We start from the raw sequence: 15,418 nt of genomic DNA, 5'->3' as shown, positions 1-15,418 counted from the left end.
CGGACCGCCGTGCCCGCCCGGACCGCCGTGCCCACCCGGACCGCCGTGCCCACCCGGACCGCCGTGCCCACCCGGACCGCCCGGGAAGCCGTGGCCCGGCCGGTTGTTGCGCAGGACCGGAAGCGTCAGGTTGAACGAGCTCACCTTGGTGCGCGAGTTGAAGCGGCACTCGTCATACGAGATCACGACCCGCAGCCGCGCCAGGCCGGCCCGGTCGTAGTCCGGGTTGACCAGCACCGTGCTGAAGTCGGTGCGACCGGGGCGGAGGGTGTCGCCCCGGGAGAACGCCGTGAAGTTGCGCGGGCCGCGGTACCGGACGTCGACGTTCCGGCCGCCGAGGACGCGGATCACCGCGTCGCAGACGGGGCGGTCCGTGCGCCAGTTGATGGCGACCCAGGACGGGACGTTCGCCTTCACCGCACGCAGCCAGCTGGAGGCCGGCTGCGGCCCACGCGGGGCGGCGGCCGCCGGTGCCGCCGTGGTCATCGCCGCCATGCTGACGGCTGCCGTGCTCAACGCCACCGCCGCACCGATTCGCCGACTGTTGCTCATCAAAACCCTCCAGTGGGCTGGTCAAATCTTCCGGCCGCCGGATCAGCGGCCGGGCAGAACGGACACTATGGGCAGTGGAGCGATTCGGGTCGCCTTTGACGCGCGTTTCGGGCATATCTACTCTTTCCTGTACAAAATGTTTAGGCCATGCTCGGCCGAAAAGCTGATGTTGGAAGACCGAGCGACCGTGGACCCGCGGATGGGCCACGATTAGGCGTACCGCCAAGAAGGGAGAGGCATGTCGCTCAGCGGAGCCCACAAGGCGGCGTTCCGCCGCGAGGTGACGCAGGAGGGCCGGGTCTTCTCGATTCGCGACGGCAACGGCTTTCCGGCACCGGCCGGCAACGACGGGCGCCGCTCGGTGCCGTTCTGGTCCAAGCCGACCCGCGCCCAACTGATCGTCAAGCACGTCGAGGCGTACCACGACTTCGAAGTTGTCCCGATCCCGATCGACGAATGGCTCTCCCGCTGGATGGCGGATCTGGAGCACGACGGACTACTCGTCGGGGTGAATTGGGCCGGCGGAAAAGCGACCGGATTCGACCTCACACCGGGGCAGGTACTGCGCTGGTTCGCCGAGCTGGAGACCGCTGTACCGGCCGAAACCCCGGCGGTGGCCCGAAGCTAGGCCGGATCGACGCGTACCCCTATGCTTGCGGCACTGCAAACAAGGGGGACGGTCGTGCGAAATCTGCAGATCCTGGTCGTCGAAGACGACGATGCCGACGCCCTCATGATTTCCGAGGCGCTGAACAGCACGGATGCTCATGCGGCCGTCGATCGCGTGGTCGACGGCCGGGACGCGCTGGACTATCTGCGGGGCGAGGGCGCCTACTCCACGGCGAAGCGTCCCGACCTGATTCTTCTCGACCTGAACATGCCCCGGATGGACGGCCGCGAGACGCTCGCCGCGATCAAGAGCGACGACCGGCTCAAGGCCATTCCGGTCGTCATCCTGACCACGTCGGGCGCGGCACCGGACATCGTCGCGAGCTATCAGCAGCGTGCCAACGCGTACGTCACCAAGCCTTTTGGTCTTGATGATTTTGAGTCCACGGTGCGCCAGATCGACCGGTTCTACCGGGAGGTGGCGAGCCTGCCGGGCGGAAAGGCGTAGCCGGGTACGCCTCGGGGTACCCGGAGCGAATGACCGACAACGACTCTTCCGAGGACCTCGGCGCGCCGGTGGCCTACCTGGTGCTGGCCGACGGCACGGCCGTCTACGACCGGTCCGGCACCCGGGTCGGGCAGGTCGAGCACGTGCTCGCCGACGAGCCGGCCAACCTGTTCCACGGCCTGATCGTCAGCATCGGCAACCGCGAGCACCGGTTCGTCCGAGCCGAACTGGTGGACGGCATGTTCGAGCGCGGCGTGATCATCGCGGTGCCGGCGAACGAGTTGCCCGAGCCCAGCGCCGATCCCCCGGCCCGGCTGGTCGAGGAGGACGCTGGTCTCGGGAACCTGCTCAGAAAGGCCTGGGACCGGCTGACGCCCTCGAAGTAGGACCCCAGCGCAGCAGGCAGGCGCCGACCGACATGCCGCCGCCGAAGCCGGCCATCAGCACCAGGTCGCCGTCGCGCAGCGCACCGGACCGGGCCGCCTCGTCCAGGGTCACCGGCACCGAGGCGCTGCCCACGTTGCCGTACCGGTCCAGGGTGAGGTGGGTCCGGGCGTTCTGCAGCCCGGCCTGCTCGACGAGTTCCTGCAGCATCACGCCGTTGGCCTGGTGCGGGACGAAGTGGTCGATGCCCTGTGCCAGGACGCCGGTGCGGCGCAGCAGCGTGTCCAGCGCCGGCGGCACCCCGCCGGCCACGAAGTTGCGCACCCCGCGGCCGTCCATCCGGAAGTAGTGGTCGCCGTTGGCCACGGTCTTCTCCGAGGCCGGCAGGCGGCTGCCGCCCGCGTCCACGTGGATCAGCTCGGCCGCGTCGCCCCGGGACACCAGTTCCAGGTCGAGGATGCCGTACCCCTGCTGGACCGTGCCGACCACGGCGGCGCCGGCCCCGTCGCCGAACAGCACCGCGGTGCGCCGGTCGCCGAAGTCGAGGATCCGCGAGTAGACGTCGGACGCGATCACCAGGATCTTGGCACCCGGGTTGACCACCACGAGGCTGTGCGCGAGCGCCATGCCGAACACGAACCCGGCGCACACCACGTTGATGTCGAAGCAGGCCGCCCGCTTCGCGCCGATCAGGTCCTGTACCAGCGTGGACGTCGGCGGCTGCGGCGAGTCGCCGGTCGAGGTCGACACGATCAGGAAGTCGATGTCGCCGGCCGCCAGCCCGGCCTGTTCGAGCGCCGCCCGGGCGGCGTGCGCGGCCAGGTCGGACGCGGCCTCGTCGGGCGCCGCGAACCGCCGTGACTGGATCAGCGTCTTGCGGCTGACCCACTCCGGGTCGGCGTCCGGCACGCGGGCCAGGAGGTCCCGGTTCGTCACCACCTCGGCCGGAAGATACGAGCCGGTACCCAGAATGCCTACGGCCATGCCGCCCCCACAGTTTCGTCGTCGATGGCTGTCCGTCCTTGATCGGCACCGGCACCCGGCACTTGAGTGGTGGCCGGGACCATAAGGTCGCCGGCCGGCACCGGGCGGCTGAAGTGGTAGCCCTGCAGCAGGTCGAAACCGAGCCCGCAGAGGATGTCGGCGGTGTGCTGATCCTCGACGCCCTCGGCCACCAGGGTCAGCCCGAGCCCGTTGGCCATCCGGGCCACCGCCTCGACGATCACCCGCTCCTGCGGGTGGTGAATCCGGTTGGTGAACGCCCGGTCGATCTTCAGCTCGTCCAGCGGCAGCTGGGTGAGCAGCGCCAGCGACGTGTATCCGGTGCCGAAGTCGTCCATCGCGATCCGCACGCCGAGCTCGCGGATCGCGTCCAGCCAGCGGGCGCTGCGTTCCGGCTTGGTCATCACGGCACTCTCGGTGATTTCCACAATCAAAGCGTTGCCGGGTACGCCGTGCTGGTCGAGAAGTGCGCGGATGACCGTGATGAAGCGGTCGTGGGCCAGCACCGGCGCGGCCAGGTTGACCGCGACCGGCAGCAGCCAGCCGGCGGCCCGCCAGCGCGCGGCCTGCCGGATCGCCTCGTCGAGCACCCGGTCGGTGAGGTCGGCGATGACCGCGGACCGTTCGGCCTGCGGCAGGAAGGCACCGGGCGGCAGCAGGCCGCGCTCCGGGTGCTGCCACCGGACCAGGGCCTCCACCGAGCAGACCCGGCCGGCCGGGTCGACCAGCGGCTGGTAGTGCAGTACGAGCTGGCCGTCCGCGATCGCGCTGCGCAACTCGGCCTGCAGGCTCAGGTCGATCGGGTTGGCGGTGCGCAGCTCGGGCCGCCAGCGCTCGACCACGGTCCGGTCCCGCTTCGCCGCGAACATGGCGGCGTCGGCCTGGGCCAGCAGCGCCTCGGACGCCGGACCGGACGTGACCCCGAGTGACGCCTCGACGTGGATGTGCACGCCGTCGACCAGGACCGGTTCGCGCAGCGACTCGAGCAGCCGCCGGGCGACCGCCTCCAGGTCGTCCACCGCCTCCTCGATCAGCACCACGAACTCGTCGCCGCCCAGCCGGAACGCCTGCGCGCAGAGGCCGGCCAGCACCGCGCCGGTGTGCCGGAGCACCTGGTCGCCGCCGCCGTGGCCGAGCGCCTCGTTGATCTCCTTGAACCGGTCCAGGTCGACCAGCATGAGCCCGACCGGCCGGGCCGGGTCGAACGCGGCCAGCACCTCGCCGAGCATCCGGCGGTTGCCGAGCCCGGTGAGACCGTCCTGGAACGCCAGCGCGGCGTAGCTCTCGCTGAGGTGCTCGACCAGCGGGCCGATCGGGGCCACGCCGAGATTGCCGTCCGGGTGCTCGACCACGGCCGGCGCCGACTTGCGGCCGGCCGGCCGGGCCAGCGCGGCACGGGCCGCGTCGTCCCAGGCCATGGTGGCCGGCAGGACCATGGCCGGCCCGTCCAGCACGTCGCTGAGCAGGCGGTCGCGGTCGCCGGCCAGGACGGCGTCCAGCCGGTCCCGGTCGAGCAGGTGCACGACGTCGCCATCCATGGTGATCACACCGAGGCAGTCCGGGTCGTCACGCAGCAGCGCCTCCACTCGGTCCAGGGTCGTATGCACCGGGAGTACGGCCCCCGGCCTGGCGAGTTCGCCCAGTGTCGCCACCCGTCGTTCCACCTCTCGCACGGCTCTTAGAGCTGCTCCGCAGGCGAGGATGACAGCGGGCGGGTGCGATTCGGTTGCGGACCGGGTCCAGCCGTGGTGCGGACGGACGGCCGGATCTATTGGGAGCGGTCGCGGTAGGTCCAGCTGCCGCCGGCCAGGCCGGAGGCGCGCGGCTGGTCGCCATGTGGGGCGGACGGGCCCGGCTGCCGCGGAATGGTGCTGGTGGCGGTGCCCTCGCGGCGGGCGGCCAGGTAGGCGGCGGCCGCGCGGTCCTCCTCGGTGGGCGCGGCCATCAGGGCGTAGCCGAGCCCGATGAAGGCGAAGACCACGGCCACACCGATCGGCACCAGCATGTTGGCCGCGGTGGCGCCCAGCAACTGGCCGTCGGACGGGCGCGTGTTGACCCACATGGCGGACATCCCGGTGAAGTGCATGCCGTTCACCGCGACGCCCATCACCAGCGCGGAGACAAAGATGATCGCCGGCTTGCGTACGGTCACGGCCAGCCACAGCGCCACCGAGGCGGCCACCACGGCGATGCCGATCGACATGCCGACCCGGGTGGTGCCGTAGTGGATGTCACCGTTGAGGCGCATCGCGGCCATGCCGGTGTAATGCATCGCGGCCACGCCCAGGCCGGCGATGACGCCGCCGCTGAGGACGCGGATGTTCTGCGCGGCGTGGCCGAGCAGCGCGATCGCGAGGCCGAGGCCGACCGCCACCACGGCGATGACGGCGCTGGCCGAGGTGAGGCCCACGTCGTACCGGATCGGGGTGCCGTCCACGTCGAAGCCCATCATGGCGACGAAGTGCATGCTCCAGATGCCGGTGCCGCCGATGGCCAGTGCCGCGAGGATGAGCCACCAGATCCGCTCGGCGCCGGAGCGGGCCGCCCGGAACTTCACGGCGAGCGTGAGGCCCAGCAGCGAGCCGAGAACCGAAAGCACGTAGCTCACGGTCGGGGTGATCCACCCGTGATCGAAGTGATGGATCTGTGCCATGGCCAGTTCCTCTCTCAAACGCCCTGGTCCGGCCATGCATAATGCCTTCTTGATCGCTACGGACGGAAGGCTTGTGACCCGGCTGGCGCCCTGATCTGGCTACAGATATCGAAACAACGCACCAAAGGTCTTACTGCCGGGATTCCGCTGGTCAAGACAACATTGACCGATTTCACTGAATGTCACCCCGCAGTGCCCAGCCCACTGTCACCGCAAACGTCCGACATTTCCGAAGCGGCGGCACTAACCGCCGCGACGGCGTCCGGTTCGTCCGCATTCCCGGCGGCGGCGAGGGCCGCATCGTAGGCCCTCTTCAGCCGATCCGCACTATCAGCGACGGGAGCATCCGCGGTCTCGCTCGCCGCGAGAACGCCGTCGACCACGCCCGGCGTCATGAGGCTGCCGTCCTCGATCGACTCCGCCAGCCGAGCACACGCGATCATGCCAGGCGGCTCATCGGCGACGCCCGCACCGGCCCCGCTCGGCCCTCCCGCGCTGGGAGCGCTGCCGGTTGGGACCTCGGACGGGGCGGGGTGGTCGGCGCCGCAGGCGGCTACTAGGGCGCAAAGCAGGACGAAAACCGCGGCGGCTCGCAGGCGGTGCATCAGCTCAGGGTATGCGTGGTTTACGGCGTACCACCGGAAAAGGCCCGGTCGTGCCGACCGGGCCTTTTGCACCAAGCTAGGGCTACAGGTAGCTGCCCTTCTTGTACTGCTCGTAGCTCATGTTCCAGTCGGTCCAGCCGTTGCCGTTCTTGAGTTTCTCCTCGGTGCCGCTCACCGTGATGGGGTCACCCATCATGGTGCGGCCGAACAGCCACTTGCCCATCGCCTCGGACACGTTGACGCAGCCGTGCGACACGTTGACCTTGCCCTGCTTGCCCTCGGACCACGGGGCCGCGTGGATGAACTGGCCGCTCCAGGTGATCCGCTGCGCGTAGTCGATCGGGAGCTTGTAGCCCTTCTCCGGACCCAGCTCGTCGAGCGTGTCGAAGACGGTGTGCTCCTTCTTTTCCATCACGACCATGGTGCCGCTCGACGACGGGGTGCTCGGCTTGCCGAGGCTCACCGGGATCGTCTTGATGACCTTGCCGTCCTGCTTGACGGTCATCTTCTTGGACTTGTTGGACACCGTCATGACCAGCGCGCGGCCGATCTTGAGGTCGACCGTCATGTCGGTGCGGCCGTAGTAGCCGTTGCCCAGCGGCACGCCGGCCAGCTGCACCCGGTAGAAGACCTTCGAGTACGCCTTCCAGAAGACCTTGGGCCGGTAGTGCACCTCGGTGGGGCTGGTCCAGTGCCAGGTGCCCTCCTGGGCCGGCGTGGCGGTGACCGTCATCCGGCGCTCCACGTCGTCGCGGTAGCCCTCCGGGATCGACCGGTTGAACCGGACGATCAGCGGCATGCCGACGCCCACCGTCTGGTTGTCACCCAGGAAGCTGGTCGCGCGGATCACCTTCGACGGCTTTTTCATCGTGGTGAACGTGCTGGTGGCGGTGCCGTTCTTACCCTCGGCCACGGTGCCCGTGACGGTGACCGTGTATTTGGTGTCGTAATCCAAAGCCTTGGCCGGCTTGAAGACCTTGTCGTCCTTGTCGAGTGTGCCCTTGACCTCTTTGCCGTCCGGGTCGGTGACCGAGACGGACGTGTTGTCCGGGTCCTCGCTCTCGTATTTCACGTCGGCGATCGCGAGCACGCCAGTCTCGTCGGCCTTGGGCGAGACGACCGAGACGGTGCTCAGCGTGGGTGCCGGCGACGGCGTTGCGGAGGCGCCGGCGGCCCCCTCGGGACCACCCTGCCAGGACGGCGACTTGTCGTCGCCGCGACCGCAGCCGGAGGCCAGCAGAACAGCGCCCGCTATCAGCCCGACCGTGGTCAATCGCCACGGCCGCCCTACTCGACTGATGTTCATGGTCCCCTCACGGCTCCGTTCGTCCCCGGCGCCCAATCTTGCTCCAGAAATCTCCGGTCACCAATCCCGGTTTCGTGCCGCGCGCGCTGCCGGGTGGTATGCACGTACCCCTCAGGCGCGTGACACCCACGTCAGGGTTGCACGGATATATGTCACTTCAATGACTTCAAAGATTCCGGTACGGGGAGCGCGCTGCCCTTGAGGAACTCGGCCCAGCTCACGTTCCAGGCGGTCCAGCCGTTCCCGTACGCCAGCTTGTCGCTTGTGCCTTTGACCGTGATGGGGTCGCCGACCAGCGTCTTCGAGAACAGCCAGCGGGCATTCGCGGGTGACACGTTCACGCAACCGTGCGACACGTTGCGGCGGCCCTGCGAACCCACCGACCAGGGTGCCGAGTGAATGTACTGGCCGCTCCAGGTCAGCCGTTGGGCGTACTGGATGTCGATCCGGTAGCCCTCCTGGGGGCCCAGCTCGGCGCGGGTGTCGAAGACGGTCTGCGCCATCTTGTCCATCACCACCATGACCCCGCTGGACGACGGCGTGCTCGCCTTGCCGAGGCTCACCGGCACAGTGCGGACGGTCTTACCGTTCTCCACCACGGTCATCTTCTTGGTGGCGTTGTCGACCTTCATCTCGAAGCTGCGCCCGATCTTGGCGGTGGCCGACCGGTCCCGGTCGCCGTACCGGCCGCCGCCGGTGGGCAGGCCACCCACCGCGATCCGGACGGCCAGCGTGGTGCCCGCCGCCCAGAACTTCGGGCCGCGGTAATAAGCCTGGGTGCCGCTGGACGTCCACGACCAGACCCCCGGCTGCGCCGGCGTGGTGTCGACGAACATCCGCTTCTGCACGGCGGCGCGGTCGGCCTTCTTGATGCCCGGGCTGAACTCGACGACCACGGGCATCGCCACCCCGTAGGTCTTGTCGTCGAAGAGGTAGAGCCCCGTGCCGGTCTTGCGGCCCGGCGCACCCATGGTCGTGAACTTCGTGGTGACGGTCTTGGTGAGGCCGCTTTCCGAGGTGGCGACGACGCTGGCGGCGTACGTCTCCTTGGTCTTGAGGGTTTTGCCCGGCACCCAGGCCGAGCCGTCCGTCCGGAGCTTGCCCGGCACCGCCTTGCCGTCACCGTCGGTGAGGGTGACGGTCGTGACCTTGCCACCGGACACCTTGAGGCCGAGCTCGGCGCTGACCGGCACGTCTTTCTTGCCGACGGCTGGCGTGACGGACAGCGAGATCGGGACGGCGCCGGCCTCGGTGACCGGACCCTGGGCCGGCCCGCTCGGCCCGACGCTGGGCGCACCGCTGGCGCCGGCGCCCACCCAGGAGGCGGACCGCTTGTTGTTGTCACCGCAGGCGGACAGCGCGAGCGGCGCGACCACCGCCGCCACCACGACCGTCACCAGCGAGCGCCGCATGCCGACCATCCCTGAAGCCCCGTTCTGAAGTTTGCGGGGACATACTGCCTCATGAATGCAAGGCCGCGGGTCATCCCTGAGGCTGATTCAACTGTGCGCAGCGGACGAGTGGGGCGATTTCGGGGATCCGCGGCGTGCGTGCTAACGTTTCCGTCGTTGCCGGAGAGCGCCGCTAGCTCAACTGGCAGAGCAGCGGACTCTTAATCCGCGGGTTGTAGGTTCGAGTCCTACGCGGCGCACAGGTGATCATGGCCTTGAGCAGGCGTTTCACGTCTGACCAGGGCCATTTTTTCGTCCCATGTGGACGAATGCGTGATCCATGCGTGATCTGGAGACGCTGACACCTGGCGACAGGGGGCGGTATTCGTCGCCATTGACGCCCCCTGGTGATCCAGCTCACCGTGCCAAACCCACGCCCCCGCATTCGCGGGCCGCGAGCCGCTAGTCCACAGGCCACAGATGGAACATGTGTACGACTGCGGCGTACGGTATTGGTCATGGCAACACTCGGCCGAAGCTGTGACTTTCGGTTCTTCAACTATGAAGGACTGGCGACCTGACGGGATGGTCCGCTGCGGTCAAGCCACGGGACTGCACGGACGGCCAGTGAAGGTGCGGGGTACTGAGGGGCCGTCCCCGCATCCGCGGTGGCCTCCGGTGGTCGCAGGGACTGTCGCGGTTACGGCGGCTGAACTCCGGCCAGCCGTTGGCGATGCCGGCGTTGGTGTGGGGCGCGAACCAACTGGTGGGTGGTAGGACGACAGGCCGGAGCAAGAAACGCGTCGGCTACAGGGGGTGATGTCGAGGTCCCAAGCGACGTCCGGATTTGCCGATGACAGTGCACCTGATCTTGCCCTTAACGCTTACTGAACCCAGAGCGATTCAGTTCGGCCGCGTGCGGGACACTGGAGGGGTGATGCGAGCACTTACAAGCGGAAGTTGACCATGGACGAGGGTGAGTTCGCCAAGTACCTCGAGAGGGGTCAACAGAACGCGCGCGTTATGGAGTTGGCGATTAACCATTGTCAACATATTCGTTTCGTGGAGTCGGGCGGCCGCGGGATGATCGAGGAAATGACGGGGCTGCCGTTAAATCGGCGCCGGATCGAGTGCCCGGTCGCTATCGGCAATATTTCCGGTATGTGGTTGGAGCAGGTCGCGTTCAGCTTCTACACCGAGCACTGCGGTGGCTGTGAGATGCGGCGACCAACGGGTCGGCTTCCTAACTTGGAAACCGAAGTCTCTATCCGCCAGGCACAGGCAGCTGCCGTGGAGGCGGAGAAGGCTGAGGCGCTTCGGCAGCGGGCCGCCGTACGTGCTGAACGTGCGGAACGACGCCGGAGCCTGCGGGCAACTGCGGACCCAGCGACCTCCGGAATCCTGGACGACCTCGATGTGCTCGATCCGGACCCTGTAGTCGACGGGGACGTCGAGGCGACGAAGAGTGCACGTCGACGTCTCGTCGCGATTGCGGGACGCGCAAGCGACCGATTCGAACCCGCTATCGTCGACGAACTGTTCGATGCCGTGGAGAACGTCGGTGTGGCTGAGCTGCTGGAGCCGCTGCGGCATCTTGTGTCGCAGCGGCCCGACCTTGCGGAGAAGCTGATTGCGACCGCGTTGGCAGTGTTGCGGAACGGCGCGAACATCGAGGCCGGCCGGTGCTTGACCGACCACTTCAGTCTTGTTGAGCCGGTAGCGGTCGATGATGCGGTGATCCGGTCGCTCGTGGTGTTAGCCGGGTCAAAGACGCCGGAGGACCACCACTTTTCCGGTCCGGCACCGGTGGTACAGGCGAACGACCCAGGCCCGCTGCGGCTGCTGGCAGACCTGTCTCCTCAAGCCCTGGTCGCGCGGTTGGCCGTAATGCTGCCTCGACCTACGACCACGGGCATCATCACAGCGCCCACCCATCGACCTCGGCGAGTGTCGGACTTCGAGCGCCGTGCAGCAGCCGGCGCGATCGAGCATCTCGCCGGCACTCACCTGGAGGTTGCGCTCGAAACGCTCCCGAACGTAGTCCTGTCGCTCGGCGTTTCTCCGGAGGACAGCTACGACCCGGGCACGGTTGGGACTGCGGAACGCGCGCTGGGTCGGATGCTCGTCGCCGCACCGGCACGGGTGGTCAAACTGCTCGGGGACGCCGGGAAGCACGCATCAGAGCCGACACGTAAGGGTTTGGTGAGCGCGGTTCGCCATGCGGTTGACATGGTCGACACCGACTACATCCATCGACGCGCTCACGACCCCGTCGTCAGCCTTGAGGAGGCTGCCGCGGTTGCCGAGGCGGCGTTCGTGTTCCTGCTTGCTCGCACCGATGAGTCCTGGGGGCACGAGGTCACCTTTTCGGCGGTAGAGATCATCGAGCAGATGGGACGCCTACACGCTGGCATCTTGGCCGGACATCTCGATGCGATCCTCGGCGCATTTCTCACATTGACCCGGCAACGGGAGAAAGCGCCGCAGAGTTTACTTACCTCGGTCACACCTCCAGACCCGCTGGCAGGGATGGAGGCATGGTCACGACGGAACAGCCTGTACCAGTCAGCCCGACGACTTCTTAACGCGGTCGAGTTGGCGTCCGCGCCCAACTCGCTCGACGTGTGCCGGATTGTAGTCGTGCTCATCACGAACGAACGTGACGCAGAACTCGGAGCCGAGGTGGTCATGCCACTTCTGGGCACGCTCGGCGAGATCGGCCGCCGCCACGGCAACCAGCCCGGCGTCCTGCAGGCCATCCTCCCGACGCTCCACACCTACCTCGTCGACGCGGACCAGGGTCCGCGTTCGGCTGCTCTGAAAGCCTGGACAACCATCGGCGGGAGTCACGCGCTCCCTTCCACAGTTACAGATCTATTGCCGGCGCTGACCGCCGACGCTTATGTCGTCATGATCGACGCAGTCCTCGACGCGGCATGCCGCCTGCAGTGGACTACTCAGGACGCCAGGATGCGTTTGGCCGTGCATGCGATCCAGGTGATGGAGGGTGTCAATGTCACCGACCATTTCGATATGTTCCTGGCGGCACTCGCGGCGCTCCGCCATCACGTCCCTGGCCTCGATGCCGTCGCCGCACTGGAGAAAAGGGCGCTAGCGCGAGTTCCTCCGGTTGAGTGGTACCAGGCGTCGAAACTCACCGACCAGCCGTGGCAACCGGACGCTCGAGTCGCTCCCGAGCTGGCGAAGATTTGGCTGATGCTCGCCCGTCACCGCACCTACGGACTGCGGCAACAGGACGAAGCCGAGGAAGCACTCAAAGGTCTCCTCGACTGTGGCGCCGGCCTGCTCGGTTTGCCCACCGCAGACATCATCGCCACCGGGGCACAGCACTCGCCGGAATCACACTACGGGTCAATGGAGTACGCCGAGGTCCTCGCTCGTGCTGAACGACGCGACGATGTCGTTGCGCTACTCCAAGCCGCGCTGGAACGCATTCCGGATGAACCGGCACGGAACTCACAGCGCACGCTCACCGCGCTGGCCCTCGCGGTAGCAAGACTGCACGCGACCCTTGCGACCGAGCTTCCGAGCGGGGCAGATGCGTCGGTCCGTGCCGCCATCTACGACGTCAGCGCAGCGATCGGTGCAGTCTCAAGCTGTGCCGATGACGACCAACGTTGGCTGCGGCCCTACTACCGGATGGCCGCAACCCGCGCCGCCACCGTCTGCTGCCTGCTCAACCTTCCGACACCCTCGGGAGTCATCGCGGCGTTCGATGACGCACCGATCGACCTCAACGCCGCAGCTGCTGAATCGACTGATCCAGCCGAGATGCTCGCCAAACGCGCCGGAGGGATACGAGCACTAAGTAAGGACCTCCAGGTCGGGGGGAGGTCCACCGGAACCGCCACCCACGCCGGCCTGACAGTCACCGCCCGGCTGCTCGCCAGCGTCGCGTACCTACTGGATGCCGAGGCAGCCGAGCTGAACGCGGATCTAGCCCAGGCAATGGCAAATCGGACCGCCGCCCAACGCAGGGCCGCTGCCATCGACCTTTCCGCCCAGCGGCAGGACGATCCGCTGCTCCTGCGGATTCGTGAACTCAGAGACCTCATCGACACCCATGCTGACCCGGCCAGGTCTCCCGATTTGGAGCGGATCCTTGCCCAAGCTGCAGCGCTGCCGGCACCGATGTTGTTCATACGGGCACCTCAGCGCCAGCATGCGGTCGACCCTTGGCAACCGCCAGCAGACCCCGAGCCCGAGAGCCCTACTGTCGCCGTTGCACTCGTCTCCGTCGACGACAAGCTCCTCACCGGGCCAGCCATTGTCAACCCCGTCCTCACCCACACCCTTGCGCTCCAGATTCAGACTGATCCTTGGCCCGCCTGGGTGCAACGTTTGGATGCTGAACTGGTCAGCACGCTGAACGACACTGAACTTCAGCGACCGGCCCTGACCTGGCAACGTCACCAGCACACCGGCGACCCCAACACCTTTGAAGGGTCCGGAACGCTTCACGTTCGCTATGCCGTGCCCAGCACCCAACACGCGCCACCAGTCGTTGTCCGCCTCACGTGGCGTGGGGTGGACGAACACGGTGAACCAAAGAGTCAACCCCTCGACGTTGCCGGCCACCGCGAGTTTCGCGTGCGTCCGTACGACCCCGCCCGTGACGCCACCACCCAGTACGAAGTGTTCAACGAACACCTCCTGGCCATCTACGAGCAGCTTGCTTCCGCCGGCTACCCCCATAACCACCTGCAAGCCTTCGCGCGACTTCTGAATGCCATCTCTCGCATCGGCCTCGCCATGACCTGGAACAAGAAGTACCGGCGCGGTCAGTACATCAAAGAACGTCAGTTCCACGACGACATACACGCAGCGTTGCTCGCCGACCCCACCCTTGAAGGGCGCGTCGAACGAGGCAACGCCCTCGCGCACGGATACCTTGATACCAGACACGACGGCATCACAGCCGAGTTGAAGGTCGCGCGGGATCAACCCGTGACGGCCCAATCGGCCACCAAATACATCGGCCAGCCGACCCAGTACGCCGCCGCTGACGGCACTCGGCTTTCCATCCTGGTAATCCTCGATATGAGTCAGAAGGTGCTCCCTATCGGCACCCCTGAAAACTTCCTATTTGTCCTCAACCCGAAGCAACACGGCATGACTGATCCGCACTCGCCCAGCGTTGTAGTCACGGTTGTCATCAACGGCAACCTGCCGGTACCCAGCAGTTGGTCACGTCGCAAGACCCCGACAACCGTCACACCTTGACGCCGCCCGTCTCTTGGCCCGGGGCTCTGTCTCCGTGTCGCTGGGCTACGCAGACCTTGCCGAGCGTTCGCCGCCGCGGCTCCACGTGCTGCCGCGCTCCAACGCGTACGCACCGTTGAATAGTGATCATTATTACCCTGACGCGCCGAACCATCGGAACGCCCGCCGTTATCCGGATCTGCCGCAAACCGCTCGCTACCGAGCGTGACGGTCGGCGCGACAGCTCAGCTCCCGGACAAGTAGCCGAGAAGAGTGCGTCTGATCATCGCCGAGAAACGGCGCATCAAACCCAATCGCCGGACCAGTTCGAGCCTGCCGACAGAAGGCTTTGAGGTTCGGCGCCAGTCGCCCTCGACTCCTTCTCACATCCCACCACGCGTTCGCGTTGCTGAGGGCCGCTCGACCTGTTAAACAGGGCCGGTGAGTCGCCGTCCATGCAGTGGACGACGGCATGCGCGAGCAAAGCTGCAAGCGTTCGCTGATGAAACGGCATTGGCTTGGACAGTGAGAGTGAGTCATGGAGCGCAATCGTTCTGCCGCTGCGATCCACAACGCTGGCCGGATCCCGCCGGTCTATCGAGCGGTCATGGCGGCGGCAGGGCCGATCGTCCGCTGGTGGGGCCGCCTAGAGGTGGTGGGCTTGCACAACCTTCCGATGCACGGCGCGACGATCGTCCCGGCCAACCACGACAGCGCGTGGGACCCCGTGGTTATTGCGTTCGCCGCCCGCCGGCACCGGCAGATCCAGGCCCTCGCCAAGGCATCGCTCTGGAAGAATCCGCTGCTCCGTCGCGTGCTCGACGGGATGGGACAGATCCCCGTCCGGCGCGGTCGGGCCGACACGGACGCGCTGAATGCCGCAGTGCAGTGCCTTTCCGGCGGCGGTTGCCTCGGGATCTTCCCTGAAGGCAGCCGCTCACAAGGTCGGCAGCTGCGTGCCCGGAGCGGTGCCGGACGTCTCGCTCAGGCCGTGCCGCAGGCCCGCATCGTCTGCGCGGCGGTCTCCGGGACCGTGGACATCGCCCGTTTCCCGCGACGCCCCCGGCTGAAGGTGACGTTCTTCGAACCCACACCGTCGTCGCCGTCGGAATCCGCGCTGGAATTGGCCGCGCGGCTGACCGCCGAACTCCGCGCCGTCGCGCCGGTGGCAGCGGCGAGACGACA

13 protein-coding genes and 1 tRNA gene are annotated in these 15,418 nt (G+C 67.3%); 7 read left to right on the top strand and 7 right to left on the bottom strand.

Going from position 1 to position 15,418, the window contains the following annotated elements; translation table 11 throughout:
• Positions 1–486, bottom strand: a 486-nt coding sequence (locus Ari01nite_RS38515) for a hypothetical protein (protein ID WP_203787926.1), incomplete at its 3' end; no start/stop codon positions are given.
• Here Ari01nite_RS38515 and Ari01nite_RS38510 point away from each other — a divergent pair.
• From Ari01nite_RS38510 to Ari01nite_RS38495, 4 genes are read left to right on the top strand one after another with little or no spacing between them, the layout of a single operon-like run.
• Positions 479–766 (top strand): hypothetical protein, encoded by a 288-nt coding sequence (locus Ari01nite_RS38510; protein ID WP_203787924.1) that lies wholly within the window; start codon positions 479–481, stop codon positions 764–766. The two genes, Ari01nite_RS38515 and Ari01nite_RS38510, sit on opposite strands and share 8 nt — an antisense overlap.
• Positions 767–790: 24 nt before the next feature.
• The gene (locus Ari01nite_RS38505) at positions 791–1,180 is read left to right on the top strand and encodes a DUF2750 domain-containing protein (RefSeq protein ID WP_203787922.1); all 390 of its coding nucleotides are present in this window, start codon (positions 791–793) and stop codon (positions 1,178–1,180) included.
• Positions 1,181–1,234: 54 nt separating this feature from the next.
• The gene (locus Ari01nite_RS38500) at positions 1,235–1,669 is read left to right on the top strand and encodes a response regulator (RefSeq protein WP_239163381.1); all 435 of its coding nucleotides are present in this window, start codon (positions 1,235–1,237) and stop codon (positions 1,667–1,669) included.
• A gap of 29 nt (positions 1,670–1,698) precedes the next feature.
• Positions 1,699–2,055, top strand: a complete 357-nt coding sequence (locus Ari01nite_RS38495; RefSeq protein ID WP_203787918.1) for a PRC-barrel domain-containing protein — start codon at positions 1,699–1,701, stop codon at positions 2,053–2,055.
• Here Ari01nite_RS38495 and Ari01nite_RS38490 read toward each other — a convergent pair.
• The 6 genes from Ari01nite_RS38490 to Ari01nite_RS38465 all read right to left on the bottom strand — a co-directional run bounded on the left by Ari01nite_RS38490 (position 2,018) and on the right by Ari01nite_RS38465 (position 9,040).
• Entirely contained in the window at positions 2,018–3,037 is a 1,020-nt protein-coding gene (locus tag Ari01nite_RS38490) for a 3-oxoacyl-ACP synthase III family protein (RefSeq protein ID WP_203787916.1), read from the bottom strand. The genes Ari01nite_RS38495 and Ari01nite_RS38490 overlap by 38 nt on opposite strands.
• Positions 3,028–4,707 (bottom strand): putative bifunctional diguanylate cyclase/phosphodiesterase, encoded by a 1,680-nt coding sequence (locus Ari01nite_RS38485; protein ID WP_239163380.1) that lies wholly within the window; start codon positions 4,705–4,707, stop codon positions 3,028–3,030. Before Ari01nite_RS38485 ends, Ari01nite_RS38490 begins: the two co-directional genes overlap by 10 nt.
• Positions 4,708–4,823: 116 nt before the next feature.
• Positions 4,824–5,708, bottom strand: a complete 885-nt coding sequence (locus Ari01nite_RS38480) for an MHYT domain-containing protein (protein ID WP_203787913.1) — start codon at positions 5,706–5,708, stop codon at positions 4,824–4,826.
• A 182-nt stretch (positions 5,709–5,890) separates the two neighbouring features.
• Positions 5,891–6,313, bottom strand: a complete 423-nt coding sequence (locus tag Ari01nite_RS38475; RefSeq protein ID WP_203787911.1) for a hypothetical protein — start codon at positions 6,311–6,313, stop codon at positions 5,891–5,893.
• Between the two features lie 82 nt (positions 6,314–6,395).
• Positions 6,396–7,619 carry a L,D-transpeptidase gene (locus tag Ari01nite_RS38470; RefSeq protein ID WP_203787909.1) on the bottom strand — a complete coding sequence of 408 codons (1,224 nt, stop codon included), beginning with the start codon at positions 7,617–7,619 and terminating at the stop codon, positions 6,396–6,398.
• Between the two features lie 152 nt (positions 7,620–7,771).
• Entirely contained in the window at positions 7,772–9,040 is a 1,269-nt protein-coding gene (locus tag Ari01nite_RS38465) for a L,D-transpeptidase (protein ID WP_203787907.1), read from the bottom strand.
• Positions 9,041–9,197: 157 nt separating this feature from the next.
• On the opposite strand from Ari01nite_RS38465, the gene Ari01nite_RS38460 reads away from it, so the two are divergent.
• The 3 genes from Ari01nite_RS38460 to Ari01nite_RS38450 form a co-directional block, all read left to right on the top strand.
• Positions 9,198–9,270, top strand: a tRNA-Lys gene (locus tag Ari01nite_RS38460).
• A 700-nt stretch (positions 9,271–9,970) separates the two neighbouring features.
• Complete coding sequence (locus tag Ari01nite_RS38455; protein WP_203787905.1) at positions 9,971–14,254, top strand: hypothetical protein; 4,284 nt, start codon at positions 9,971–9,973, stop codon at positions 14,252–14,254.
• A 517-nt stretch (positions 14,255–14,771) separates the two neighbouring features.
• Positions 14,772–15,418, top strand: a 647-nt coding sequence (locus Ari01nite_RS38450) for a lysophospholipid acyltransferase family protein (protein WP_203787903.1), incomplete at its 3' end; no start/stop codon positions are given.

The organism is Paractinoplanes rishiriensis, assembly GCF_016862375.1.
Lineage (GTDB): Bacteria > Actinomycetota > Actinomycetes > Mycobacteriales > Micromonosporaceae > Actinoplanes > Actinoplanes rishiriensis.
Note: the sequence above shows the minus strand (reverse complement) of the source record. Positions and strands in the feature narration are given on the sequence as shown.

Excerpts from the sequence above, each read along its gene's own strand:
- Ari01nite_RS38505 (WP_203787922.1), top strand. The coding sequence starts at position 791 with ATGTCGCTCAGCGGAGCCCACAAGGCGGCGTTCCGCCGCGAGGTGACG.
- Ari01nite_RS38495 (WP_203787918.1), top strand. The coding sequence starts at position 1,699 with ATGACCGACAACGACTCTTCCGAGGACCTCGGCGCGCCGGTGGCCTAC.
- Ari01nite_RS38490 (WP_203787916.1), bottom strand. The coding sequence starts at position 3,037 with ATGGCCGTAGGCATTCTGGGTACCGGCTCGTATCTTCCGGCCGAGGTG.
- Ari01nite_RS38480 (WP_203787913.1), bottom strand. The coding sequence starts at position 5,708 with ATGGCACAGATCCATCACTTCGATCACGGGTGGATCACCCCGACCGTG.
- Ari01nite_RS38475 (WP_203787911.1), bottom strand. The coding sequence starts at position 6,313 with ATGCACCGCCTGCGAGCCGCCGCGGTTTTCGTCCTGCTTTGCGCCCTA.
- Ari01nite_RS38470 (WP_203787909.1), bottom strand. The coding sequence starts at position 7,619 with ATGAACATCAGTCGAGTAGGGCGGCCGTGGCGATTGACCACGGTCGGG.
- Ari01nite_RS38465 (WP_203787907.1), bottom strand. The coding sequence starts at position 9,040 with ATGGTCGGCATGCGGCGCTCGCTGGTGACGGTCGTGGTGGCGGCGGTG.